Source organism: Pseudomonas sp. B21-015 (assembly GCF_024749285.1).
Classification (GTDB): Bacteria; Pseudomonadota; Gammaproteobacteria; order Pseudomonadales; family Pseudomonadaceae; genus Aquipseudomonas.
The window spans coordinates 5334791-5354534 of record NZ_CP087196.1 but is presented as its reverse complement, the minus strand read 5'-3'; the positions used below and the strand labels follow the sequence as shown (position 1 = coordinate 5354534).

Below are 19744 nucleotides of genomic sequence, written 5' to 3'. Positions count from 1 at the left end.
ATTCGCGAGCAGGCTCGCTCCCACATTGAACCGCATTCTTTCTGACAGAACGTGGTCCCCTGTGGGAGCGAGCCTACTCGCGATGGCGGCCTGTCAGGCCACCCGATTCAAATCGTTGTTACGCGTCTCCTTCAGGCACAGCACCGCTATCAAGCTCAGCACCGCCGCCCCCGACACATACCCGCCGACATAACTCAAACCGCCCATTGCCACCAGTTTCTGCGCAAAGAACGGCGCCGCCGAGGCTCCGACAATGCCGCCCAGGTTGTAGGCCGCCGATGCGCCGGTATAGCGCACGTGGGTCGGAAACAGCTCCGGCAGCAGCGCGCCCATCGGCGCAAACGTCACGCCCATCAGGAACAGTTCGATGCACAGGAACAGCGCCACGCCCCAGGTCGAGCCTTGGGTCAGCAGCGGTTCCATCAAGAATCCGGACAGAATCGCCAGCACGCCACCGATGATCAGCACCGGTTTACGCCCGAAACGATCACTGGCCCAGGCCGACAGCGGTGTTGCGGCTGCCATGAACAGCACGGCGAAGCACAGCAGGGCGAGGAAGGTTTCGCGGGTGTAACCGAGTGTCGATACGCCGTAACTCAGCGAAAACACCGTTGAGATGTAGAACAGTGCGTAGCACACCACCATCGAGCCGGCCCCCAGCAGCATTGGCGCCCAGTACTGACTGAACAGCTCGACCAGCGGGACCTTCACTCGCTCCTGGCGAGCCATGGCGTTGGCGAACACCGGGGTTTCGTGGAGCTTGAGGCGTACGTACAAGCCCACCATCACCAGCGCGGCACTGAGCAGGAACGGAATCCGCCAGCCCCACGAACGGAACTGCTCGTCGTTCAGACTCATGGCCAAGGTCAGGAACAGGCCGTTGGCCGCCAGAAACCCGATCGACGGGCCGAGTTGCGGGAACATGCCGAACCAGGCGCGCTTGCCTTTGGGCGCGTTCTCCGTGGCCAGCAATGCGGCGCCGCCCCATTCACCGCCCAACCCCAGGCCCTGGCCGAAGCGCAGCACGCAGAGCAGGATCGGCGCCCAGGCACCAATGCTGTCGTAACCCGGCAACACGCCGATCAGCGTGGTACATACGCCCATCAGCAGCAGGGACGCGACCAGTGTCGATTTACGCCCGATGCGGTCACCGAAGTGGCCGAACAGCGCCGACCCCAGTGGCCGTGCAAGGAAGGCGATACCGAAGGTGAGGAACGCCGACAGCATTTGGGCGGTGCCGGAGGATTGCGGAAAGAACACCGGCCCGATCACCAGCGCCGCGGCAGTGGCATAAACGTAGAAGTCGTAGAACTCGATGGCAGTGCCGATGAAACTCGCAGTGGCCACGCGGGTGGCGGAGTTCGTCGGTTGGGCAGGCGTGGTGTCGCTGAACGTTGTGCTGGTCGTCATGCGGTTATCCCTGACAGTCATGTGGCCCAGTGGAGCGAATTATTATGGTCGAATACCCAGGGATGTGGGGTTAACGCAGAGTGCGGGTAGCACGGGGTATGGCGGGGCTTGGTAAGCCGCTCGATTATAGGAAGGCGGCTAATGATTCAACAAGCGGCTTGGAGGATGCGATGACTTTTGTGGCGAGGGAGCTTGCTCCCGCTCGGGCAGGTAGCGGCCGCAAACGGCTGAATACATTCTCTCAGGGTAATCGCGCTGTCTGTGATCAGGCCTGCTTCAAAGTCCAGCGGGAGCAAGGGATCGTGTCAGATTTTAGAAAGGGCAGGCACTGAGCTGGTATGCCAGATCAGCACGCGCGTGACACGATTCTCTTCCGTCTCCAGAATCTCCAGCCGATATCGGCCGATCTTCAGGCAAACCGCACTGTCCGGAATCGTCTCCAGCGCCTCGGTCACCAACCCGTTGAGGGTTTTCGGGCCGTCGCTGGGCAGGTGCCAGCCGAGGCTCTTGTTCAGCTCGCGGATGGACGCTGCACCGTCAATCACCAGTCGGCCATCGGCCTGCGGGTGGATGTGCGGGTTATCCAGGCTGTGTTGGTTTTCGAACTCACCGACGATTTCTTCAAGAATGTCTTCCAGGGTGACGATGCCCAGCACTTCGCCGTACTCGTCGACCACCATGCCCAAACGCCGCTGCTGCTTGTGGAAATTCAGCAATTGCAGCTGCAACGGGGTGCTTTCCGGCACGAAGTACGGTTCGTGACTGGCCGCCAGCAGTGCTTCCAGTGTGAGGCTTGAATCCGGCAGCAGATGACGGATCTGCCGGGTGTTGAGCACTGCTTCTACCTGGTTGATGTCACTGTGGAATACCGGCAGGCGGGTGCGCTTGTTGTGACGCAGTTGTTCGATGATTTCTTCGAGGGAGTCGTCCAGGTTGATCCCGTCGACGTCGCTGCGTGGTACCAGAATGTCGTTGACCGTGATGTTATCCAGCGCGTGGATACCTGACAGTGGGCGATAGGCCGCATGTTCGTGATCGTCGTGGCGATCTGCCGGAGCCTCGTCTTCGCTTTGCTGTACCACGCTGACTTTGCGGGCGAACGGCCGCATCAGCAGTTGGCTGATGCCATTGAGCAGCCAGGCGGCCGGGTAGACGATTTTCAACGGTATGCCGAGCAGAGTGTTGCCCAAGGCCAGAACAACATCCGGATAGCGGACGGCAAGGGTTCGCGGCAGGTAGTCGGCGAACACCAGCAACACCGCGCCGGCACCGAGGCAGGCAATCCATGGGCCGTTTTGTGCCCAGGTGAAAATCGCCAGCAAGGTGCTGATGACCACCACCAGCGCACGGCACAGGGTGTTGCAGAGGATCAGACTGTTGAGCGGGAAGCTCAGTTTGGCCACCGGTTTGTCGCTGGAGCGCGAGGCCATGCGCTGGGCCAGCAACTGCTGCTGTGCAACTTCGATGGCGGTAAACAGTCCCGACCATAAAGTCAGCAGGGCCAGCACCGCGAGCATCGGCCCTATGGGCAAGTCGTCCATTAATGCCGCCCGTCAGATATGCAGAATGTATTCGCGGACCAGCTTGCTGCCGAAATACGCCAGCATCAGCAGGCAGAAACCGGCAAGGGTCCAGCGGATGGCTTTGTGTCCGCGCCAGCCGAGGCGGTTGCGCCCCCATAGCAGTACGCTGAACACGATCCAGGCCAGGCACGCCAGCAGGGTTTTATGCACCAGGTGCTGGGCGAACAGGTTCTCGACGAACAGCCAGCCGGAGATCAGCGACAGCGACAGCAGGCTCCAGCCGGCCCAGAGGAAACCGAACAGCAGGCTTTCCATGGTTTGCAGTGGCGGGAAGTTCTTGATCAACCCGGACGGATGCTTGTGTTTGAGCTGATGGTCCTGAACCAGCAGCAGCAAGGCCTGGAACACCGCGATGGTGAACATGCCGTAAGCGAGGATCGACAAGAGGATGTGGGCGAGGATGCCTGGCTCTTCATCAATGATCTGCACCGTGCCGGCGGGGGCGAACTGTGCCAGTAGCACGGTGGCGGCGCCTAGCGGGAACAGCAACAGAAGCAGGTTTTCCACCGGAATCCGCGAGCAGGCCAGCAGGGTCAGGGCAATGACCGCTGCGGCAATCAGGCTGGCGGCGCTGAAAAAGTCCAGGGCCAGGCCGATCGGTGTCAGCAGATAGGTAACCAGGCTGACGCTGTGGGCCAGCAAGGCCAGCACGCCGAGCGTGACCAGCAGGCGCTTGTTCGCCTTGGCGCCGGTGGCCAGACGGGTGCCCTGATAGAGGGTCGCAGCGGCATATAAGCAGGCGGCGGCGAGGGTGGTAAGCAAACTGGGTGACAAGGGGAGCATAAATCCTGTTAGGCAAGCCCGAAAGGCGCTGAGTTTGGCATAGAACCCACATCGCACGAAAGACCATGCAAGCTGACGGCGAGGTGTCCGCCAGACGCAGTCTTCGCTATAATCCGCGACCTGCCCACGCCGCAGGCTCGCCGAGCACATGTTGATTCCGGTCTGGGCCGCCATTATCCCGGTCTACACAGGGCCTGAAAGGATCGCGCAATGTTTGAAAACTTAACCGACCGTCTCTCGCAGACGCTGCGCCATGTCACCGGCAAGGCCAAGCTGACCGAGGACAACATCAAAGACACCCTGCGCGAAGTTCGCATGGCGTTACTCGAAGCCGACGTCGCCCTGCCGGTGGTCAAGGACTTCGTCAATTCGGTCAAGGAGCGCGCTGTCGGCACCGAGGTGTCGCGCAGCCTGACGCCGGGCCAGGCCTTCGTGAAAATCGTCCAGGCCGAACTCGAAAGCCTGATGGGTGCGGCCAACGAAGACTTGAACCTCAGCGCCGTTCCTCCTGCTGTCGTATTGATGGCAGGTTTGCAGGGCGCGGGTAAAACCACCACCGCCGGCAAACTGGCGCGCTTCCTTAAAGAGCGCAAGAAGAAGTCGGTCATGGTCGTGTCCGCGGACGTTTACCGTCCGGCGGCGATCAAGCAGCTGGAAACCCTGGCCAACGACATCGGCGTGACGTTCTTTCCGTCCGACCTTAGCCAGAAACCGGTCGACATCGCACAAGCGGCTATTAAAGAAGCCAAACTGAAATTCATCGACGTGGTCATCGTCGACACCGCTGGTCGCCTGCACATCGACGAAGAGATGATGGGCGAGATCAAGGCGTTGCACGCCGCGATCAACCCGGTCGAAACCCTGTTCGTGGTCGACGCCATGACCGGCCAGGACGCCGCCAACACGGCCAAGGCCTTTGGCGATGCGCTGCCGCTGACCGGTGTGATCCTGACCAAGGTCGACGGCGATGCCCGTGGCGGTGCCGCGTTGTCGGTACGTGCCATTACCGGCAAGCCGATCAAGTTCATCGGTATGGGCGAGAAGAGCGAAGCGCTCGAACCGTTCCACCCTGAGCGTATCGCTTCGCGCATCCTCGGTATGGGCGACGTACTCAGCCTGATCGAGCAAGCCGAACAGACCCTCGACAAAGACAAGGCCGATAAACTGGCCAAGAAGCTGAAGAAGGGCAAGGGCTTCGATCTCGAAGACTTCCGTGATCAGCTGCAACAGATGAAAAACATGGGCGGCCTCGGCGGCCTCATGGACAAACTGCCGAACATCGGCGGCGTGAATCTGGCGCAGATGGGCAACGCCCAGGGCGCGGCAGAGAAGCAGTTCAAGCAGATGGAAGCCATTATCAATTCCATGACCCCGGCCGAGCGCCGCGACCCTGAGCTGATCAGCGGTTCGCGCAAGCGCCGGATCGCCATGGGTTCCGGCACTCAGGTGCAGGACATCGGTCGCTTGATCAAGCAGCACAAGCAGATGCAGAAGATGATGAAGAAATTCTCCGCGAAAGGCGGAATGGCCAAAATGATGCGCGGCATGGGCGGTATGTTGCCCGGCGGCGGCATGCCCAAGATGTAAAAGATTCGCGCCGGCAGTGATGTCGGCGCTATCCACGGCAACGTGGATTTTCCAGCAAACCCGCCATTGGCGGGAGCTGACTTGCCGTTTTAACCAACGGCTCTATAGCAAATCTGGATGGCGACCGATAGGTCGCCGGAAAAAGACATTTGCAAAAGTCCGGATATTCCTTAGAATATGCGGCCTTTCGGGCACCTATGCCCGCTGTGCCTTTAGATTTGCAGCACCGACTACAGGAACGATGTTCACATGCTAACAATCCGTCTTGCCCTTGGCGGCTCCAAAAAGCGCCCGTTTTACCACTTGACCGTAACCGACAGCCGCAACCCGCGCGACGGTTCGCACAAGGAACAGGTTGGTTTCTTCAACCCTGTTGCTCGTGGTCAAGAAGTTCGTCTGTCCGTGAACCAAGAGCGCGTAGCCTACTGGCTGAGCGTTGGTGCACAACCTTCTGAGCGCGTTGCTCAGTTGTTGAAGGAATCTGCCAAGGCTGCGGCCTGAGCAATATGAGCGCGACGCCAGCTGTTGCCGATGATTTGATCGTTATTGGCAAAATTTATTCTGTTCATGGCGTTCGCGGCGAAGTGAAGGTGTATTCCTTTACTGATCCGACTGAAAACCTGTTGCAGTACAAAACCTGGACGCTCAAGCGTGAAGGCAATGTGAAACAGGTCGAGCTGGTCAGCGGACGTGGGAACGACAAGTTCCTGGTCGCAAAGCTCAAGGGTCTCGATGATCGTGAAGAAGCACGTCTTCTGGCCGGTTATGAGATCTGTGTGCCGCGCAACCTGTTCCCTGAATTGACCGATGGCGAGTACTACTGGTACCAGCTGGAAGGTCTGAAGGTTATTGATCAACTCGGGCAATTGCTCGGGAAAATCGATCATCTTCTGGAGACCGGCGCCAATGATGTAATGGTGGTCAAGCCTTGCGCTGGCAGCCTGGATGATCGCGAACGCCTGTTGCCCTATACGGAGCAATGCGTGTTGGCTGTCGACCTTGCCGCAGGCGAGATGAAGGTGGAATGGGATGCGGACTTCTAAACGTGGCTAACCTGCGCGTAGAAGTGATCAGTTTGTTTCCCGAGATGTTCTCCGCCATCAGCGAGTACGGCATCACCAGTCGGGCGGTGAAGCAGGGGCTGTTGCAGCTCACCTGTTGGAATCCGCGAGACTACACGACGGATCGACATCACACTGTGGATGATCGCCCATTTGGCGGTGGTCCGGGCATGGTGATGAAGATCAAGCCCCTGGAAGATGCTCTGGTTCAGGCCAAGGCAGCAGCCGGGGAGGCGGCGAAGGTAATTTACCTGTCCCCCCAAGGCCGTCAACTGACTCAGTCGGCGGTGCGCGAGTTGGCGAATCTGGATGCATTGATCCTGATTGCCGGCCGCTATGAAGGCATTGACGAGCGTTTTATTGATGCTCATGTCGATGAAGAGTGGTCGATTGGCGACTATGTACTGTCTGGCGGCGAGCTGCCGGCGATGGTCCTGATCGATGCGGTTACACGACTGCTGCCTGGAGCTTTAGGGCATGCGGACTCCGCCGAGGAAGATTCCTTTACGGATGGTTTGCTGGATTGCCCGCACTACACCCGACCGGAGGTGTATGCGGATCAGCGTGTTCCCGACGTATTGCTAAGTGGCAATCACGCGCACATCCGGCGTTGGCGTTTACAGCAGTCCCTTGGTCGGACCTATGAACGACGCGCCGATCTTCTGGAAAGCCGCTCGCTTTCTGGAGAAGAGAAGAAGCTGCTCGAGGAATACATCCGCGAGCGGGACGATAGTTAACAACGTATCGATGGTAGATCCGACGATTTACCTTAGGAGCACAGCATGACTAACAAAATCATCCTTGCACTCGAAGCAGAGCAGATGACCAAAGAGATCCCTACCTTTGCCCCGGGCGACACCATTGTCGTTCAGGTGAAAGTGAAGGAAGGCGATCGTTCGCGTCTGCAAGCGTTCGAAGGCGTAGTTATCGCCAAGCGTAACCGCGGCGTAAACAGTGCTTTCACCGTTCGTAAAATCTCCAACGGTGTTGGCGTAGAGCGTACTTTCCAGACCTACAGCCCGCAAATCGACAGCATGGCCGTTAAGCGTCGCGGTGACGTACGTAAAGCCAAGCTGTACTACCTGCGTGACCTGTCCGGTAAAGCAGCTCGCATCAAGGAAAAACTGGCTTAAGTCCAGCTTCCGATGCAGAAGAGTCAGTCTGTTCAGGCTGGTTCTTCAAGAAAATGCCTCGTATCGAAAGATACGGGGCATTTTTCGTTATGGCTGCATCTAATGCTGGTCATTTAGAGCGAGGAACCTGTGGGGGCGGGCTTGCTCGCGAAGGCGGGTTGCCAGTCGATACATGTGTTGAATAACACGCTGCCTTCGCGAGCAAGCCCGCTCCCATATGGATGGGGATTTTTTTTGCGCAAAAAAAAACGCCCCGAACAAGTCGGGGCGTTTTCTTGGGGGGGGGCTTGAGCGCTTAGCGCTTCAGCGAAGCTGGCAGATGCGGCTGGATCGCCGTCAGTACTGCCTTGAAGCACTTGGTGTTGCCGGCGACGACGTGGCCTTTCTCGAGGAAGTCGTGACCACCGGTGAAGTCGCTCACCAGGCCGCCAGCTTCCTGAATCAGCAGGGCGCCTGCGGCCATGTCCCATTCGGACAGGCCCGACTCCCAGAAAGCGTCGAAACGGCCGGCAGCCACGTAGGCCAGGTCCAGGCTCGCCGAGCCGGCACGGCGGATGCCAGCGGTCTGGCCGACCAGGGCGCGGAACATGCCCAGGTAGTTGTCGAGGTTGTCCATCTGGTCATCGCGGAACGGGAAGCCGGTGCCCAGCAGGGCGCCATCCAGGCTGGTGCGGCCGCTGACGCGCAGGCGACGACCGTTCAGCTGGGCGCCGCGACCACGGCTGGCGGTGAATTCTTCCTGGCGAACCGGGTCCAGAACAACGGCGTGTTCCAGGCGGCCACGGTATTTGCAGGCGATGCTGACCGCGAAGTGAGGAATGCCACGCAGGAAGTTGGTGGTGCCGTCCAGTGGATCGATAATCCAAAGGTATTCTTCGCCTTCGATACCGCTGCCGGCGTGCATGCCGGTTTCTTCACCCATGATCGAGTGATTCGGGTAGGCCTTGCGCAGCGCATCAATGATTTTCTGTTCGGCGGCGCGATCCACCTCGGATACGTAATCCTTGGCGTCTTTTTCGTCGACCTTGATGGTATCCAGGCGCTCGATGGAGCGGAAGATCAATTCACTGGCGCTGCGGGCGGCGCGCAGCGCGATATTCAGCATGGGCTGCATGGATGTGTCACCTAAGGTTGTTAAAGAAAGCCGGGCATTCTATCAGAAAGTTTCTACAGGTGAAGGTCGGTGTTCGCTTTCATAGCTTAACGGTAGGAGGCGCTGTAAGATTCTGCTCCCTATTAAAGTGTTCGAGAGCGCCTCCCTTGCTGCAAAACATTCGTGTCGTCCTGGTCAATACCAGCCACCCCGGAAATATCGGCGGTGCTGCGCGTGCCATGAAGAACATGGGCCTGTCGCGGCTGGTGCTGGTCGAACCGCGGTTGTTCCCGCACCACGAGGCCGATGCACGTGCGTCCGGTGCTGGCGACATCCTTGAAAACGCGCAAGTCGTCGCCACCCTGGAAGATGCCTTGGTTGGCTGCAATCTGGTGCTCGGTACCAGCGCTCGTGACCGTCGCATTCCCTGGCCGTTGCTCGATCCCCGCGAATGCGGTGTGAGGGTGGTCGAAGAGGCGGGGCAGGGTGCCGAGATCGCGCTGGTGTTCGGTCGTGAAGACTCCGGCTTGACCAATGAAGAGCTGCAGCGATGTCATTATCACGTGCACATCCCATCAGACCCCGAGTTCAGTTCGTTGAACCTTGGGGCGGCGGTGCAGGTGTTGAGCTATGAAGTGCGTATGTCCTGGCTCGCGGCCCTGGGTCAGCCGAGCAAGGTCGAGAAGGATGAAGTGGCTTCCACCAAAAGTGGTGAGCTGGCGACCATGGATGAGCTGGAGCGATTCTATGAGCACCTGGAGCAAACCCTGGTGGCCATCGAATTCCTTGATCCGGAAAAACCACGGCACTTGATGGCGCGCCTGCGCCGGTTGTACGGACGCAGCTCGGTCAGCCGGGCGGAAATGAATATATTGCGTGGCATCCTCACGGAAACCCAGAAAGCGGCCCGTGGCGAGCTTCTACAGCGGAAGGATTAATGATGTTCGAGCGTTTGCGTGAAGATATCCAGAGTGTTTTCCATCGTGATCCGGCGGCGCGTAATGCTTTCGAGGTCCTGACATGCTACCCGGGCATGCACGCCATCTGGATCCATCGTCTGTCGTCGGCGTTGTGGGGCACGGGTTGGAAATGGCTCGCGCGCCTGGTGTCGAACTTCGGTCGCTGGTTGACCGGGATCGAGATTCATCCGGGGGCCAAAGTCGGTCGTCGTTTCTTTATCGACCATGGCATGGGCATCGTTATTGGTGAGACCGCCGAGATTGGCAACGACGTCACCCTTTACCAGGGCGTGACCCTCGGCGGCACCAGTTGGAACAAGGGCAAGCGTCACCCGACTCTGGAGGATGGCGTGGTGGTCGGCGCGGGTGCCAAGGTGCTCGGCCCGTTCACGGTCGGTGCCGGGGCCAAGGTCGGTTCCAATGCAGTGGTCACCAAGGCGGTTCCGCCTGGGGCGACAGTGGTGGGGATTCCGGGGCGGATCATCGTCAAGTCCGATGATGAGCAGGATGCCAAGCGCAAGGCCATGGCCGAGAAGATCGGCTTCGATGCGTACGGCGTCGGCGAGGACATGCCGGACCCGGTGGCACGGGCGATCGGTCAGCTGCTCGATCACTTGCAGGCGGTCGATGGTCGTCTGGAGGGGATGTGCGGCGCGCTGAAGGATCTGGGTAGCAACTATTGTGCGAAGGATCTGCCTGAGCTGCGCGAAGAAGATTTTGCCTGTGTGAAAGACAAGGATCAGAGTCAGGCCGGTTAAATCGAGCTGGCCCCTTCGCGAGCAAGCCCGCTCCCACACTTGATTTCTGTCGTGCACAAATCTGTACCCACAGACGATCCAATGTGTGGGGCTTGCTCGCGAAGAGCGAGAGCGCGCAATTGCTGGCTGTTCGCGGCCAGCCTTTGCTATGATGCGCGCGCTCTTTTGCGGGTAAACCTGAGTAAAGCACTAGGTCTTATAGTTGACTTAAATACTCGGGAATTGCATACTCGCCCCATTCCGAACTCCGTGGTAATTGTCCATGCGACTGACTACAAAAGGCCGATACGCCGTGACCGCCATGCTTGACCTGGCGTTACACGCGCAGCACGGGCCGGTGTCCCTGGCCGATATCTCCGAGCGCCAAGGCATCTCCCTGTCCTACCTCGAGCAGCTTTTCGCCAAATTGCGCCGTAGCAATCTGGTGTCCAGTGTTCGCGGTCCGGGCGGTGGCTACCAACTGTCCCGCGACATGCAGGGCATCCAGGTCGCCCAAGTGATCGATGCGGTCAACGAATCGGTCGATGCAACCAAATGCCAGGGCCAGGGTGATTGCCATTCCGGCGACACCTGTCTGACCCACCACTTGTGGTGCGATCTGAGCCTGCAGATTCACGAATTTCTGAGCGGTATCAGCTTGGCTGACCTTGTTACTCGCCGTGAGGTGCAAGAAGTAGCCCAGCGTCAGGACCAGCGCCGTTGCAACAGCAAGGCGCCACGCCTGGACAAGATTGAAGCGTCCGCCGTCGAATGACAGCCAAAGAGCTAGCGGCACGCCAGCCAGCCTGATTAGGAGATAGTCCATGAAATTGCCGATTTACCTTGATTACTCTGCGACCACCCCGGTTGATCCGCGTGTCGCGCAAAAGATGAGTGAATGCCTGCTGGTCGACGGAAACTTCGGTAACCCGGCGTCCCGTTCCCACGTGTTCGGCTGGAAAGCTGAAGAGTCCGTCGAGAACGCTCGCCGTCAGGTCGCTGACCTGGTTAACGCCGACCCGCGTGAAATCGTCTGGACCTCCGGTGCCACCGAATCCGACAATCTGGCAATCAAGGGTGCGGCGCATTTCTACTCCACCAAAGGCAAACACCTGATCACCACCAAGATTGAGCACAAGGCTGTCCTCGACACCATGCGCCAACTGGAGCGTGAAGGTTTCGAAGTGACTTACCTCGATCCTCGCGAAGATGGTCTGGTAACTCCGGAGATGGTCGAAGCTGCCCTGCGCGATGACACGATCCTGGTGTCGATCATGCACGTGAACAACGAAATCGGCACCATCAACGACATCGCAGCCATCGGCGAACTGACCCGCTCCAAGGGGATCCTGTTCCACGTCGACGCCGCTCAGTCCACCGGCAAGGTCGAGATCGACCTGTCGAAACTGAAAGTCGACATGATGTCGTTCTCCGCCCACAAAACCTACGGCCCTAAAGGCATCGGCGCACTGTACGTCAGCCGCAAGCCGCGTGTTCGCATCGAAGCGACCATGCATGGCGGCGGTCACGAACGTGGCATGCGTTCCGGCACCCTGGCGACTCACCAGATCGTCGGCATGGGCGAAGCGTTCCGTGTGGCCAAGGAAGACATGGCTGCCGAGAATGCACGCATCAAAGCCCTGAGCGACCGTTTCTTCAAGCAGGTCGAAGGCCTGGAAGAGCTGTACGTCAACGGCAGCATGACCGCTCGCGTGCCGCACAATCTGAACTTGAGCTTCAACTACGTTGAAGGCGAGTCGCTGATCATGGCGCTCAAGGATCTGGCGGTTTCGTCCGGTTCGGCCTGCACCTCGGCATCGCTTGAGCCTTCGTACGTCCTGCGCGCCCTGGGCCGCAACGACGAACTGGCGCACAGCTCGATTCGCTTCACCTTCGGCCGTTTCACCACCGAAGAAGAAATCGACTACGCCGCGCAGAAAGTCTGCGAGGCCGTTACCAAGCTGCGCACCTTGTCGCCGCTGTGGGACATGTACAAAGATGGCGTCGACATTTCGAAAATCGAGTGGGCGGCACACTGATATTCAAGTCGCCGCAACCGGCCCTGCGAATCGGCGATTTGCAGGGTTTCAAGAGCGACTCCTGATGAGTGAGGATTAAGAATCATGGCTTACAGCGAAAAGGTCATCGACCACTACGAGAACCCGCGCAACGTCGGCAAGATGGACGCGGAAGATCCTGATGTCGGCACCGGCATGGTCGGCGCACCGGCGTGCGGTGACGTGATGCGTCTGCAGATCAAGGTCAACGAGCAAGGCATCATCGAAGACGCCAAGTTCAAGACTTACGGTTGCGGTTCGGCGATCGCCTCCAGCTCCCTGGCGACCGAGTGGATGAAAGGCAAGACTCTGGATGAAGCAGAGACCATCAAGAACACTCAGCTGGCCGAAGAACTGGCCCTGCCGCCAGTGAAAATTCACTGTTCCGTACTCGCTGAAGACGCTATCAAGGCGGCCGTTCGCGACTACAAGCAGAAGAAAGGCTTGATCTGACTTTCAAGGTTTGGCGACGAGTAAGGAGTCACCGATGGCTATCAGCATGACAGAAGCGGCTGCTCAACACGTGCGACGCTCCCTCGACGGGCGCGGCAAGGGTGATGGGATTCGTCTGGGTGTTCGCACCACGGGCTGTTCCGGCCTTGCCTATGTGCTGGAGTTTGTCGATGAGGTGGGCGCGGACGATCAAGTGTTCGAAAGTCACGGCGAGAAAGTGATCATCGATCCGAAAAGCCTGGCATACCTGGACGGCACCGAGCTCGATTTCGTCAAGGAAGGGTTGAACGAAGGTTTCAAGTTCAACAATCCCAACGTACGCGGTGAATGTGGCTGCGGCGAAAGCTTCAACATCTGAGGCTGCTTGTGGGTACTCCTTGTCATTTCGCTTTATTTGAACTGAAGCCGAGCTTCCGTCTGGATCTCGATCAGTTGGCCACGCGCTATCGTGAGTTGGCGCGCGGTGTTCATCCGGACCGCTTTGCAGACGCTTCCGAGCGTGAGCAGCGGCTGGCGCTAGAGCAATCCGCAAGCCTCAACGAGGCCTACCAGACGCTCAAAAGTCCCCCCAAGCGCGCGCGTTACCTGCTCGCCCTGGGTGGTCGCGAGCTGCCGCTGGAGGTCACGGTGCATGATCCGGAGTTTCTTCTGCAGCAAATGGAGCTGCGTGAAGAGCTCGAAGACCTGCAAGACAGCGCCGACATGGCCGGTATTGCAGCATTCAAGCGCCGCCTGAAAGCAGCCCAGGATGAACTGAACGAAAGCTTCGCAGCCTGTTGGGATGATGCAGCGCAACGTGAGCGGGCCGAACGCCTGATGCGGCGCATGCAGTTCCTCGACAAGCTCACCCACGAAGTGCGCCAGTTAGAAGAGCGCCTCGACGATTAACCCAGTGCCGCTCCGGTCGCACGCCTGATATACAGATAAGTCCTGATCACGATGGCCCTACTGCAGATCGCCGAACCCGGCCAAAGTCCTCAACCGCACCAGCGTCGTCTGGCTGTGGGGATCGACTTGGGCACTACCAATTCGCTGGTCGCTGCATTGCGCAGTGGTCTTTCCGAGCCTCTGGCTGATGCGCAAGGGCGGGTTATCCTGCCGTCGGCTGTGCGCTATCACGCCGATCATGTCGAAGTCGGCGACTCGGCCAAGCTGGCCGCCGCTACCGATCCTTTGAACACTGTGCTGTCGGTCAAGCGCTTGATGGGGCGTGGTTTGTCCGACGTCAAGCAATTGGGCGATCAGCTGCCGTATCGTTTTGTCGATGGCGAGTCGCATATGCCGTTCATCGATACGGTGCAAGGCCCGAAAAGCCCGGTCGAAGTCTCCGCCGATATCCTCAAGGTGCTGCGTCAGCGTGCTGAAGCGACCTTGGGTGGCGAATTGGTCGGCGCGGTGATCACCGTTCCGGCCTATTTCGATGATGCTCAGCGTCAAGCCACCAAAGATGCGGCCAAACTGGCCGGCCTGAACGTGCTGCGCTTGCTCAATGAGCCGACCGCTGCTGCGGTGGCTTACGGTCTGGATCAACAGGCTGAAGGCCTGGTTGCCATTTATGACCTGGGCGGTGGCACCTTCGATATTTCGATTCTGCGTCTGACCGGCGGTGTATTCGAAGTGCTGGCTACCGGCGGCGACAGCGCTTTGGGTGGCGATGACTTCGATCACGCCATTGCTGGCTGGATCATCGAGAGTGCCGGTCTGTCGGCCGACCTCGATCCGGGTGCGCAACGCAATCTGTTGCAAATCGCGTGTGCAGCCAAAGAAGCCCTGACCAACTCCTCGTCCGTTGAAGTCGCGTATGGCGACTGGAAGGCCGGGCTGACCCGTGAAGCGTTCAATGCGCTGATCGAGCCGATGGTTGCTCGCAGCCTGAAAGCCTGTCGCCGCGCGGTGCGTGATTCCGGCATCGAGCTGGACGACGTGCACGCTGTGGTCATGGTCGGCGGCTCGACTCGCGTGCCCCGCGTTCGCGAAGCTGTTGCGCAAGCCTTTGGTCGCGAACCGCTGACCGAAATCGATCCGGATCAAGTGGTGGCCATTGGTGCCGCGATCCAGGCCGATACCCTGGCCGGCAACAAGCGTGACGGCGGCGAACTGCTGTTGCTCGACGTGATTCCGTTGTCCCTGGGGCTGGAAACCATGGGCGGCTTGATGGAGAAGGTGATTCCGCGCAACACCACCATCCCTGTCGCCCGGGCTCAGGACTTCACCACTTATAAAGATGGCCAGTCGGCCATGGCGATTCACGTATTGCAGGGCGAGCGTGAGTTGATCAGCGACTGCCGTTCCCTGGCGCGCTTCGAATTGCGCGGTATTCCGGCGATGGTGGCCGGTGCGGCGAAAATTCGCGTGACCTTCCAGGTCGACGCCGACGGTCTGCTCAGTGTCTCGGCCCGGGAGTTGGGTTCGGGCGTTGAGGCCAGCATCCAGGTCAAACCGTCCTACGGCCTGACCGACGGCGAAATCGCCAAAATGCTCAAGGATTCGTTCCAGCACGCCAATGACGACAAGGTCGCCCGCGTATTGCGTGAGCAGCAGGTCGATGCCCAGCGCCTGATCGAAGCAGTGCAGGGCGCTCTGGATGTCGACGGCGAACGCCTGCTCGACGCCGAAGAGCGCATGGTCATCGAATTGCAGATGCAGGAACTGACCGAATTGATGAAAGGTACCGATGGTTACGCCATCGAGCAGCAGACCAAGCGTCTGTCGCAAGTGACCGATGCCTTTGCTGCCCGCCGCCTGGACTCGACGGTGAAAGCCGCTCTGGCGGGGCGCAATCTGAATGAAATCGAGGAATAATTGATGCCGCAGGTCATTTTTCTGCCACACGAGAAGTTTTGCCCGGAAGGCATGGTTGTGGAGGCTGAGCCAGGCATCTCCATCCTCGAATTGGCCCATGAACACCATATCGAGATGGAAAGCGCCTGTGGCGGCGTCTGTGCGTGCACCACTTGTCACTGCATCGTTCGCGAAGGTTTCGATTCGCTGGAAGAGGCTGATGAGCTGGAGGAGGACTATCTTGATAAGGCTTGGGGGCTGGAAGCTCAGTCACGCCTGGCCTGTCAGGCAAAAGTCGGGACTGAAGACCTGACCATCGAAATTCCGAAATACTCGCTCAACCATGCAGCCGAAGCGCCGCACTGATTCAAGGAGCTTTCATGAGCCTGAAATGGGTTGATGTGCTGGAAATCGCGATCCAGCTGGCTGAGTCAAAGCCGGATGTGGACCCGCGTTACGTGAACTTCGTCGATCTGCACCAATGGGTGCTGGCATTGCCGGAGTTCAGTGATGATCCAACCCGCGGTGGCGAGAAGGTGCTTGAAGCCATTCAGGCCGCCTGGATCGATGAAGCAGACTGAGTCTGCACCGTACGCAGTTAGGCAATACCAAAGAACCCGCGTATAATTCGCGGGTTTAATTTTTCACAAATTACCGTTTCTGGAGTTACACCATGGCTGTTCAACGTACTTTCTCCATCATCAAGCCTGACGCTGTTGCAAAAAACGTTATCGGCGAGATCACCACTCGTTTCGAAAAAGCTGGCCTGCGCGTTGTAGCTTCGAAACTGAAGCAACTGTCCAAAGCTGAAGCTGAAGGCTTCTACGCTGAGCACAGCGCTCGTGGTTTCTTCGGCGACCTGGTTGCTTTCATGATTTCCGGTCCGGTTGTCGTTCAGGTTCTGGAAGGCGAAAACGCTATCGCTCTGAACCGTGAGCTGATGGGCGCTACCAACCCTAAAGAAGCTGCTGCCGGCACCATCCGCGCTGACTTCGCTGATTCCATCGACGCCAACGCCGTACACGGTTCGGACTCCGAAGCCGCTGCTGCTCGCGAAATCTCGTACTTCTTCGCAGCTACTGAAGTAACCACTCGCTAAGCATTGGCTTAAGAGTGAAGGTGAATCCATGACTACATCGACTGTAAAAACCAACCTGCTGGGTCTGACCCAGCTGGAAATGGAAAAATTCTTCGACTCAATCGGGGAGAAGCGTTTCCGTGCCGGTCAGGTAATGAAATGGATTCACCACTTTGGCGTCGATGATTTCGACGCCATGACGAACGTCAGCAAGGCCTTGCGCGAAAAGCTCAAGGTTGTTGCTGAAATTCGTGGTCCGGAAGTGGTCAGCGAGGACATCTCCAGCGACGGCACCCGTAAATGGGTGGTGCGCGTGGCGTCCGGCAGCTGCGTCGAGACCGTTTACATTCCCCAGGGCAAACGCGGCACCTTGTGCGTTTCGTCCCAGGCAGGCTGTGCCCTGGATTGCAGTTTCTGCTCCACCGGCAAGCAAGGTTTCAATAGCAACCTCACCGCCGCCGAAGTCATCGGCCAGGTGTGGATTGCCAACAAATCCTTTGGCAGCGTCCCGGCAACCGTCGACCGTGCCATCACCAACGTGGTGATGATGGGCATGGGTGAGCCGCTGCTGAACTTCGACAACGTCGTGGCCGCCATGCATCTGATGATGGATGACCTGGGCTATGGCATCTCCAAGCGCCGCGTAACCTTGTCTACTTCGGGTGTGGTGCCGATGATCGATGAGCTGTCCAAGCACATCGACGTCTCCCTGGCGTTGTCCCTGCACGCGCCGAATGACGCATTGCGTAACCAATTGGTGCCGATCAACAAGAAGTATCCGCTTAAGATGCTTCTGGAGTCGTGCCAGCGCTACATGTCGTCCCTGGGCGAAAAGCGCGTATTGACCATTGAGTACACCTTGCTCAAGGACATCAACGACAAGGTCGAACACGCGGTCGAAATGATCGAGTTGCTCAAGAACATTCCGTGCAAGATCAACCTGATTCCGTTCAACCCGTTCCCGCACTCCGGTTACGAGCGTCCGAGCAACAACGCGATTCGCCGTTTCCAGGATCAGCTTCACCATGCAGGCTTCAACGTCACTGTTCGCACCACCCGCGGTGAAGACATCGATGCCGCGTGTGGCCAATTGGTAGGGCAGGTGCTGGATCGCACCCGTCGCAGCGAACGTTATATCGCCGTGCGTGAGTTGAGCGCCGAGAACGATATGCCGCAAAACGCTGTGAACAATAATTAAGAGAGGATCTCTATGTCCCTGCGCTTCGCGCTGCTTGTGCTGTTGGCCAGCCTTTGTGCTGGTTGTGTCCTGTCGGGCGATTTCAACCCGATGAAGACCAGCAAGGGCCGTGATGAAGCGCGTGCCGCCTACGTGCAGCTGGGATTGGGGTATTTGCAGCAGGGCATGACCGAGCGCGCCAAAGTCCCGTTGAAGAAGGCTCTGGAGCTGGATGACTCGGATCCTGACGCCAACGCGGCCCTGGGATTGGTGTTCCAGGCCGAGATGGAGCCGGAACTGGCCGATCAGCATTTTCGCAAGGCGCTGTCTTCCCGTCCCGCCGATGCGCGAATCCTGAATAACTACGGCAGCTTTCTGTTCGAAGAGAAACGTTACAAAGAGGCGTACGAACGCTTCGAACAGGCCGCCGCCGATACCCTGTATCCTGAGCGTTCACGGGTTTTCGAAAACCTGGGCATGACCGCATCAAAGCTTGGCCAGCGGGACCTGGCTCGCCAGCAACTGGAAAAAGCCCTGCGTTTGAATCGCCAGCAGCCACGTGCATTGTTGGAAATGGCTGAGTTGTCTTACGAAGACAGGCATTATGTGCCCGCGCGTGACTATTACGACCGTTTTAGCCTGCTCACCGAGCAAAATGCACGTAGTCTATTGCTCGGCGTTCGGCTGGCAAAAGTGTTCGAAGATCGTGACAAGGCCGCCAGTTTTGGCCTGCAATTAAAACGACTCTATCCCGGTACGCCGGAATATCAGCAATACCTGTCGGAGCAATGATGAAAGCGGCGCATCCCGAAGTTGTAGCAGCGAATCGCGTTAACCCCGGTGAGACCTTGCGCCAGGCCCGCGAAAGCAATGGCTGGTCGCTGGCCGAAGTGGCCCTCAAGCTCAACCTCACCGTCAATTCCCTGAGCAATCTGGAAGCCGGCGCTTTCGACAAGCTGCCTGGGCACACCTTTGCTCGTGGCTATATTCGCGCGTACGCCAAATTGCTGGGCATGGACCAGACCGTTCTGGTCCAACAGTTCGATCAATCCACCGGCACCGACTCCCAGGGCAGCAACGTCCACAGCCTGGGACGTATCGAAGAACCGGTTCGGGTTTCCCACACCATTTTGCGAGTTGTCAGCCTGCTGTTGCTGATCGCGGTGATTGGCGGTGGTTTCGTCTGGTGGCAGGATCAAACCTCATTGCGTACCAAGGACCTGGTCAGCCTGGCTCCGGAACACGTTGAAGTCGAAGGCGCCGACGGCACCACTCAGATCCATCCGCTGGACGAGCCGGAAGATCAGGCCGTCGCGCAAGGTGAGGCTGAAGGTGAAACGCCTCTAGCATTGCCGCAGGCCGAGACATCGGCAGAGGAACCAGCCAGCGCCGTAGCGAGCGCACCGGCTCCAACTCCAGCTCCAACTCCAGCTCCGGCAGCCCCGGTAGCAACACCTGCGGCTCCGGCCCACAACACTGCTCCGGTTGTCGCGACACCAGCAGCGCCAGCCCCGGCTGTTCCTGCTGTTCCTGCTGTACCGGCAGCGGTTGCGACTGCTCCGGTTGCGCCGACCGTTCCAGCTTCTGCTCCAGCAGCTCCGGTAGCGGGTCAAGGCCAGGTTCAACTGCAATTCACCGCCGATTGCTGGACGCAAGTGACCGACGGCACCGGCAAGGTGTTGTTGAGTGGTCTCAAGCGTAAAGGCGAAAATGTTTCCGTCAGCGGCAAACCGCCCTTTGCCGTGCGTCTGGGCTTCGCCCGTGGCGCGCAGGTCAGCTACAACGGACAGGTGGTTGATGTCGCTCCGTTCACCAGTGGCGAGACTGCTCGCCTGAAGTTGGGTCAATAAGT

General features: G+C 58.7%; 23 protein-coding genes. 19 read left to right on the top strand and 4 right to left on the bottom strand.

Features of this window, described 5'->3' with window-relative positions; translation table 11 throughout:
- Positions 1 to 93: 93 nt before the first annotated feature.
- The 3 genes from LOY38_RS24540 to LOY38_RS24530 all read right to left on the bottom strand — a co-directional run bounded on the left by LOY38_RS24540 (position 94) and on the right by LOY38_RS24530 (position 3776).
- Entirely contained in the window at positions 94 to 1410 is a 1317-nt protein-coding gene (locus LOY38_RS24540) for an MFS transporter (RefSeq protein WP_258697420.1), read from the bottom strand.
- Between the two features lie 305 nt (positions 1411 to 1715).
- Positions 1716 to 2951 (bottom strand): transporter associated domain-containing protein, encoded by a 1236-nt coding sequence (locus tag LOY38_RS24535; protein WP_258697419.1) that lies wholly within the window; start codon positions 2949 to 2951, stop codon positions 1716 to 1718.
- A gap of 12 nt (positions 2952 to 2963) precedes the next feature.
- Positions 2964 to 3776, bottom strand: a complete 813-nt coding sequence (locus LOY38_RS24530) for an inner membrane protein YpjD (protein ID WP_258697418.1) — start codon at positions 3774 to 3776, stop codon at positions 2964 to 2966.
- A gap of 210 nt (positions 3777 to 3986) precedes the next feature.
- Here LOY38_RS24530 and ffh point away from each other — a divergent pair, with 210 nt between their 5' ends.
- The 5 genes from ffh (at position 3987) to rplS (ending at position 7557) form a co-directional block, all read left to right on the top strand.
- A complete protein-coding gene (gene ffh, locus LOY38_RS24525; protein WP_258697417.1) occupies positions 3987 to 5363 on the top strand; it encodes a signal recognition particle protein in 1377 nt (458 codons plus the stop codon).
- A gap of 249 nt (positions 5364 to 5612) precedes the next feature.
- Positions 5613 to 5864: a 30S ribosomal protein S16 gene (gene rpsP, locus LOY38_RS24520; protein ID WP_003198088.1), complete on the top strand. Its 252-nt coding sequence runs from the start codon at positions 5613 to 5615 to the stop codon at positions 5862 to 5864.
- A gap of 5 nt (positions 5865 to 5869) precedes the next feature.
- Positions 5870 to 6406 (top strand): ribosome maturation factor RimM, encoded by a 537-nt coding sequence (gene rimM, locus LOY38_RS24515; protein ID WP_007897576.1) that lies wholly within the window; start codon positions 5870 to 5872, stop codon positions 6404 to 6406.
- Positions 6388 to 7161, top strand: coding sequence for a tRNA (guanosine(37)-N1)-methyltransferase TrmD (gene trmD / locus LOY38_RS24510; RefSeq protein ID WP_172901170.1), 774 nt, complete (start codon positions 6388 to 6390; stop codon positions 7159 to 7161). Before rimM ends, trmD begins: the two co-directional genes overlap by 19 nt.
- Before the next feature lie 45 nt (positions 7162 to 7206).
- Positions 7207 to 7557 (top strand): 50S ribosomal protein L19, encoded by a 351-nt coding sequence (gene rplS / locus LOY38_RS24505; RefSeq protein ID WP_003175895.1) that lies wholly within the window; start codon positions 7207 to 7209, stop codon positions 7555 to 7557.
- A gap of 295 nt (positions 7558 to 7852) precedes the next feature.
- On the opposite strand, the gene suhB is transcribed toward rplS, so the two are convergent.
- Positions 7853 to 8671, bottom strand: a complete 819-nt coding sequence (gene suhB / locus LOY38_RS24500) for an inositol-phosphate phosphatase (protein WP_085709393.1) — start codon at positions 8669 to 8671, stop codon at positions 7853 to 7855.
- A 146-nt stretch (positions 8672 to 8817) separates the two neighbouring features.
- Here suhB and trmJ point away from each other — a divergent pair, with 146 nt between their 5' ends.
- The 14 genes from trmJ to LOY38_RS24430 all read left to right on the top strand — a co-directional run bounded on the left by trmJ (position 8818) and on the right by LOY38_RS24430 (position 19742).
- A complete protein-coding gene (trmJ, locus tag LOY38_RS24495) occupies positions 8818 to 9588 on the top strand; it encodes a tRNA (cytosine(32)/uridine(32)-2'-O)-methyltransferase TrmJ (RefSeq protein WP_258697416.1) in 771 nt (256 codons plus the stop codon).
- 2 nt (positions 9589 to 9590) lie between these two features.
- Positions 9591 to 10367 carry a serine O-acetyltransferase gene (gene cysE / locus LOY38_RS24490; protein ID WP_258700790.1) on the top strand — a complete coding sequence of 259 codons (777 nt, stop codon included), beginning with the start codon at positions 9591 to 9593 and terminating at the stop codon, positions 10365 to 10367.
- A gap of 262 nt (positions 10368 to 10629) precedes the next feature.
- Positions 10630 to 11121, top strand: coding sequence for a Fe-S cluster assembly transcriptional regulator IscR (iscR, locus tag LOY38_RS24485; protein ID WP_003227911.1), 492 nt, complete (start codon positions 10630 to 10632; stop codon positions 11119 to 11121).
- A 49-nt stretch (positions 11122 to 11170) separates the two neighbouring features.
- Positions 11171 to 12385 carry an IscS subfamily cysteine desulfurase gene (locus LOY38_RS24480; protein ID WP_258697415.1) on the top strand — a complete coding sequence of 405 codons (1215 nt, stop codon included), beginning with the start codon at positions 11171 to 11173 and terminating at the stop codon, positions 12383 to 12385.
- An 84-nt stretch (positions 12386 to 12469) separates the two neighbouring features.
- Complete coding sequence (gene iscU, locus LOY38_RS24475) at positions 12470 to 12856, top strand: Fe-S cluster assembly scaffold IscU (RefSeq protein WP_003443374.1); 387 nt, start codon at positions 12470 to 12472, stop codon at positions 12854 to 12856.
- 34 nt (positions 12857 to 12890) lie between these two features.
- Positions 12891 to 13214, top strand: a complete 324-nt coding sequence (gene iscA / locus LOY38_RS24470; protein WP_123425091.1) for an iron-sulfur cluster assembly protein IscA — start codon at positions 12891 to 12893, stop codon at positions 13212 to 13214.
- Positions 13215 to 13222: 8 nt separating this feature from the next.
- Complete coding sequence (gene hscB / locus LOY38_RS24465; protein WP_258700789.1) at positions 13223 to 13744, top strand: co-chaperone HscB; 522 nt, start codon at positions 13223 to 13225, stop codon at positions 13742 to 13744.
- A 51-nt stretch (positions 13745 to 13795) separates the two neighbouring features.
- Entirely contained in the window at positions 13796 to 15658 is a 1863-nt protein-coding gene (gene hscA / locus LOY38_RS24460) for a Fe-S protein assembly chaperone HscA (protein WP_258697414.1), read from the top strand.
- Between the two features lie 3 nt (positions 15659 to 15661).
- The gene (fdx, locus tag LOY38_RS24455; protein WP_008070976.1) at positions 15662 to 16003 is read left to right on the top strand and encodes an ISC system 2Fe-2S type ferredoxin; all 342 of its coding nucleotides are present in this window, start codon (positions 15662 to 15664) and stop codon (positions 16001 to 16003) included.
- 14 nt (positions 16004 to 16017) lie between these two features.
- Positions 16018 to 16218 (top strand): Fe-S cluster assembly protein IscX, encoded by a 201-nt coding sequence (gene iscX / locus LOY38_RS24450; RefSeq protein ID WP_258697413.1) that lies wholly within the window; start codon positions 16018 to 16020, stop codon positions 16216 to 16218.
- A gap of 92 nt (positions 16219 to 16310) precedes the next feature.
- Entirely contained in the window at positions 16311 to 16736 is a 426-nt protein-coding gene (gene ndk / locus LOY38_RS24445) for a nucleoside-diphosphate kinase (protein WP_007916882.1), read from the top strand.
- A 28-nt stretch (positions 16737 to 16764) separates the two neighbouring features.
- On the top strand, positions 16765 to 17913 hold the full coding sequence (gene rlmN, locus LOY38_RS24440; RefSeq protein WP_258697412.1) for a 23S rRNA (adenine(2503)-C(2))-methyltransferase RlmN: 1149 nt from the start codon (positions 16765 to 16767) through the stop codon (positions 17911 to 17913).
- 12 nt (positions 17914 to 17925) lie between these two features.
- Positions 17926 to 18684, top strand: coding sequence for a type IV pilus biogenesis/stability protein PilW (gene pilW / locus LOY38_RS24435; RefSeq protein WP_258697411.1), 759 nt, complete (start codon positions 17926 to 17928; stop codon positions 18682 to 18684).
- Positions 18684 to 19742: a RodZ domain-containing protein gene (locus LOY38_RS24430; RefSeq protein ID WP_258697410.1), complete on the top strand. Its 1059-nt coding sequence runs from the start codon at positions 18684 to 18686 to the stop codon at positions 19740 to 19742. The genes pilW and LOY38_RS24430 overlap by 1 nt, the downstream gene beginning before the upstream one ends.
- The last annotated feature ends 2 nt before the right edge of the window (positions 19743 to 19744 follow it).

Excerpts from the sequence above, each read along its gene's own strand:
- LOY38_RS24540 (WP_258697420.1), bottom strand. The coding sequence starts at position 1,410 with ATGACGACCAGCACAACGTTCAGCGACACCACGCCTGCCCAACCGACG.
- LOY38_RS24535 (WP_258697419.1), bottom strand. The coding sequence starts at position 2,951 with ATGGACGACTTGCCCATAGGGCCGATGCTCGCGGTGCTGGCCCTGCTG.
- LOY38_RS24530 (WP_258697418.1), bottom strand. The coding sequence starts at position 3,776 with ATGCTCCCCTTGTCACCCAGTTTGCTTACCACCCTCGCCGCCGCCTGC.
- ffh (WP_258697417.1), top strand. The coding sequence starts at position 3,987 with ATGTTTGAAAACTTAACCGACCGTCTCTCGCAGACGCTGCGCCATGTC.
- rpsP (WP_003198088.1), top strand. The coding sequence starts at position 5,613 with ATGCTAACAATCCGTCTTGCCCTTGGCGGCTCCAAAAAGCGCCCGTTT.
- rimM (WP_007897576.1), top strand. The coding sequence starts at position 5,870 with ATGAGCGCGACGCCAGCTGTTGCCGATGATTTGATCGTTATTGGCAAA.
- trmD (WP_172901170.1), top strand. The coding sequence starts at position 6,388 with ATGGGATGCGGACTTCTAAACGTGGCTAACCTGCGCGTAGAAGTGATC.
- rplS (WP_003175895.1), top strand. The coding sequence starts at position 7,207 with ATGACTAACAAAATCATCCTTGCACTCGAAGCAGAGCAGATGACCAAA.
- suhB (WP_085709393.1), bottom strand. The coding sequence starts at position 8,671 with ATGCAGCCCATGCTGAATATCGCGCTGCGCGCCGCCCGCAGCGCCAGT.
- cysE (WP_258700790.1), top strand. The coding sequence starts at position 9,591 with ATGTTCGAGCGTTTGCGTGAAGATATCCAGAGTGTTTTCCATCGTGAT.
- iscR (WP_003227911.1), top strand. The coding sequence starts at position 10,630 with ATGCGACTGACTACAAAAGGCCGATACGCCGTGACCGCCATGCTTGAC.
- LOY38_RS24480 (WP_258697415.1), top strand. The coding sequence starts at position 11,171 with ATGAAATTGCCGATTTACCTTGATTACTCTGCGACCACCCCGGTTGAT.
- iscU (WP_003443374.1), top strand. The coding sequence starts at position 12,470 with ATGGCTTACAGCGAAAAGGTCATCGACCACTACGAGAACCCGCGCAAC.
- iscA (WP_123425091.1), top strand. The coding sequence starts at position 12,891 with ATGGCTATCAGCATGACAGAAGCGGCTGCTCAACACGTGCGACGCTCC.
- hscA (WP_258697414.1), top strand. The coding sequence starts at position 13,796 with ATGGCCCTACTGCAGATCGCCGAACCCGGCCAAAGTCCTCAACCGCAC.
- fdx (WP_008070976.1), top strand. The coding sequence starts at position 15,662 with ATGCCGCAGGTCATTTTTCTGCCACACGAGAAGTTTTGCCCGGAAGGC.
- iscX (WP_258697413.1), top strand. The coding sequence starts at position 16,018 with ATGAGCCTGAAATGGGTTGATGTGCTGGAAATCGCGATCCAGCTGGCT.
- ndk (WP_007916882.1), top strand. The coding sequence starts at position 16,311 with ATGGCTGTTCAACGTACTTTCTCCATCATCAAGCCTGACGCTGTTGCA.
- rlmN (WP_258697412.1), top strand. The coding sequence starts at position 16,765 with ATGACTACATCGACTGTAAAAACCAACCTGCTGGGTCTGACCCAGCTG.
- pilW (WP_258697411.1), top strand. The coding sequence starts at position 17,926 with ATGTCCCTGCGCTTCGCGCTGCTTGTGCTGTTGGCCAGCCTTTGTGCT.
- LOY38_RS24430 (WP_258697410.1), top strand. The coding sequence starts at position 18,684 with ATGAAAGCGGCGCATCCCGAAGTTGTAGCAGCGAATCGCGTTAACCCC.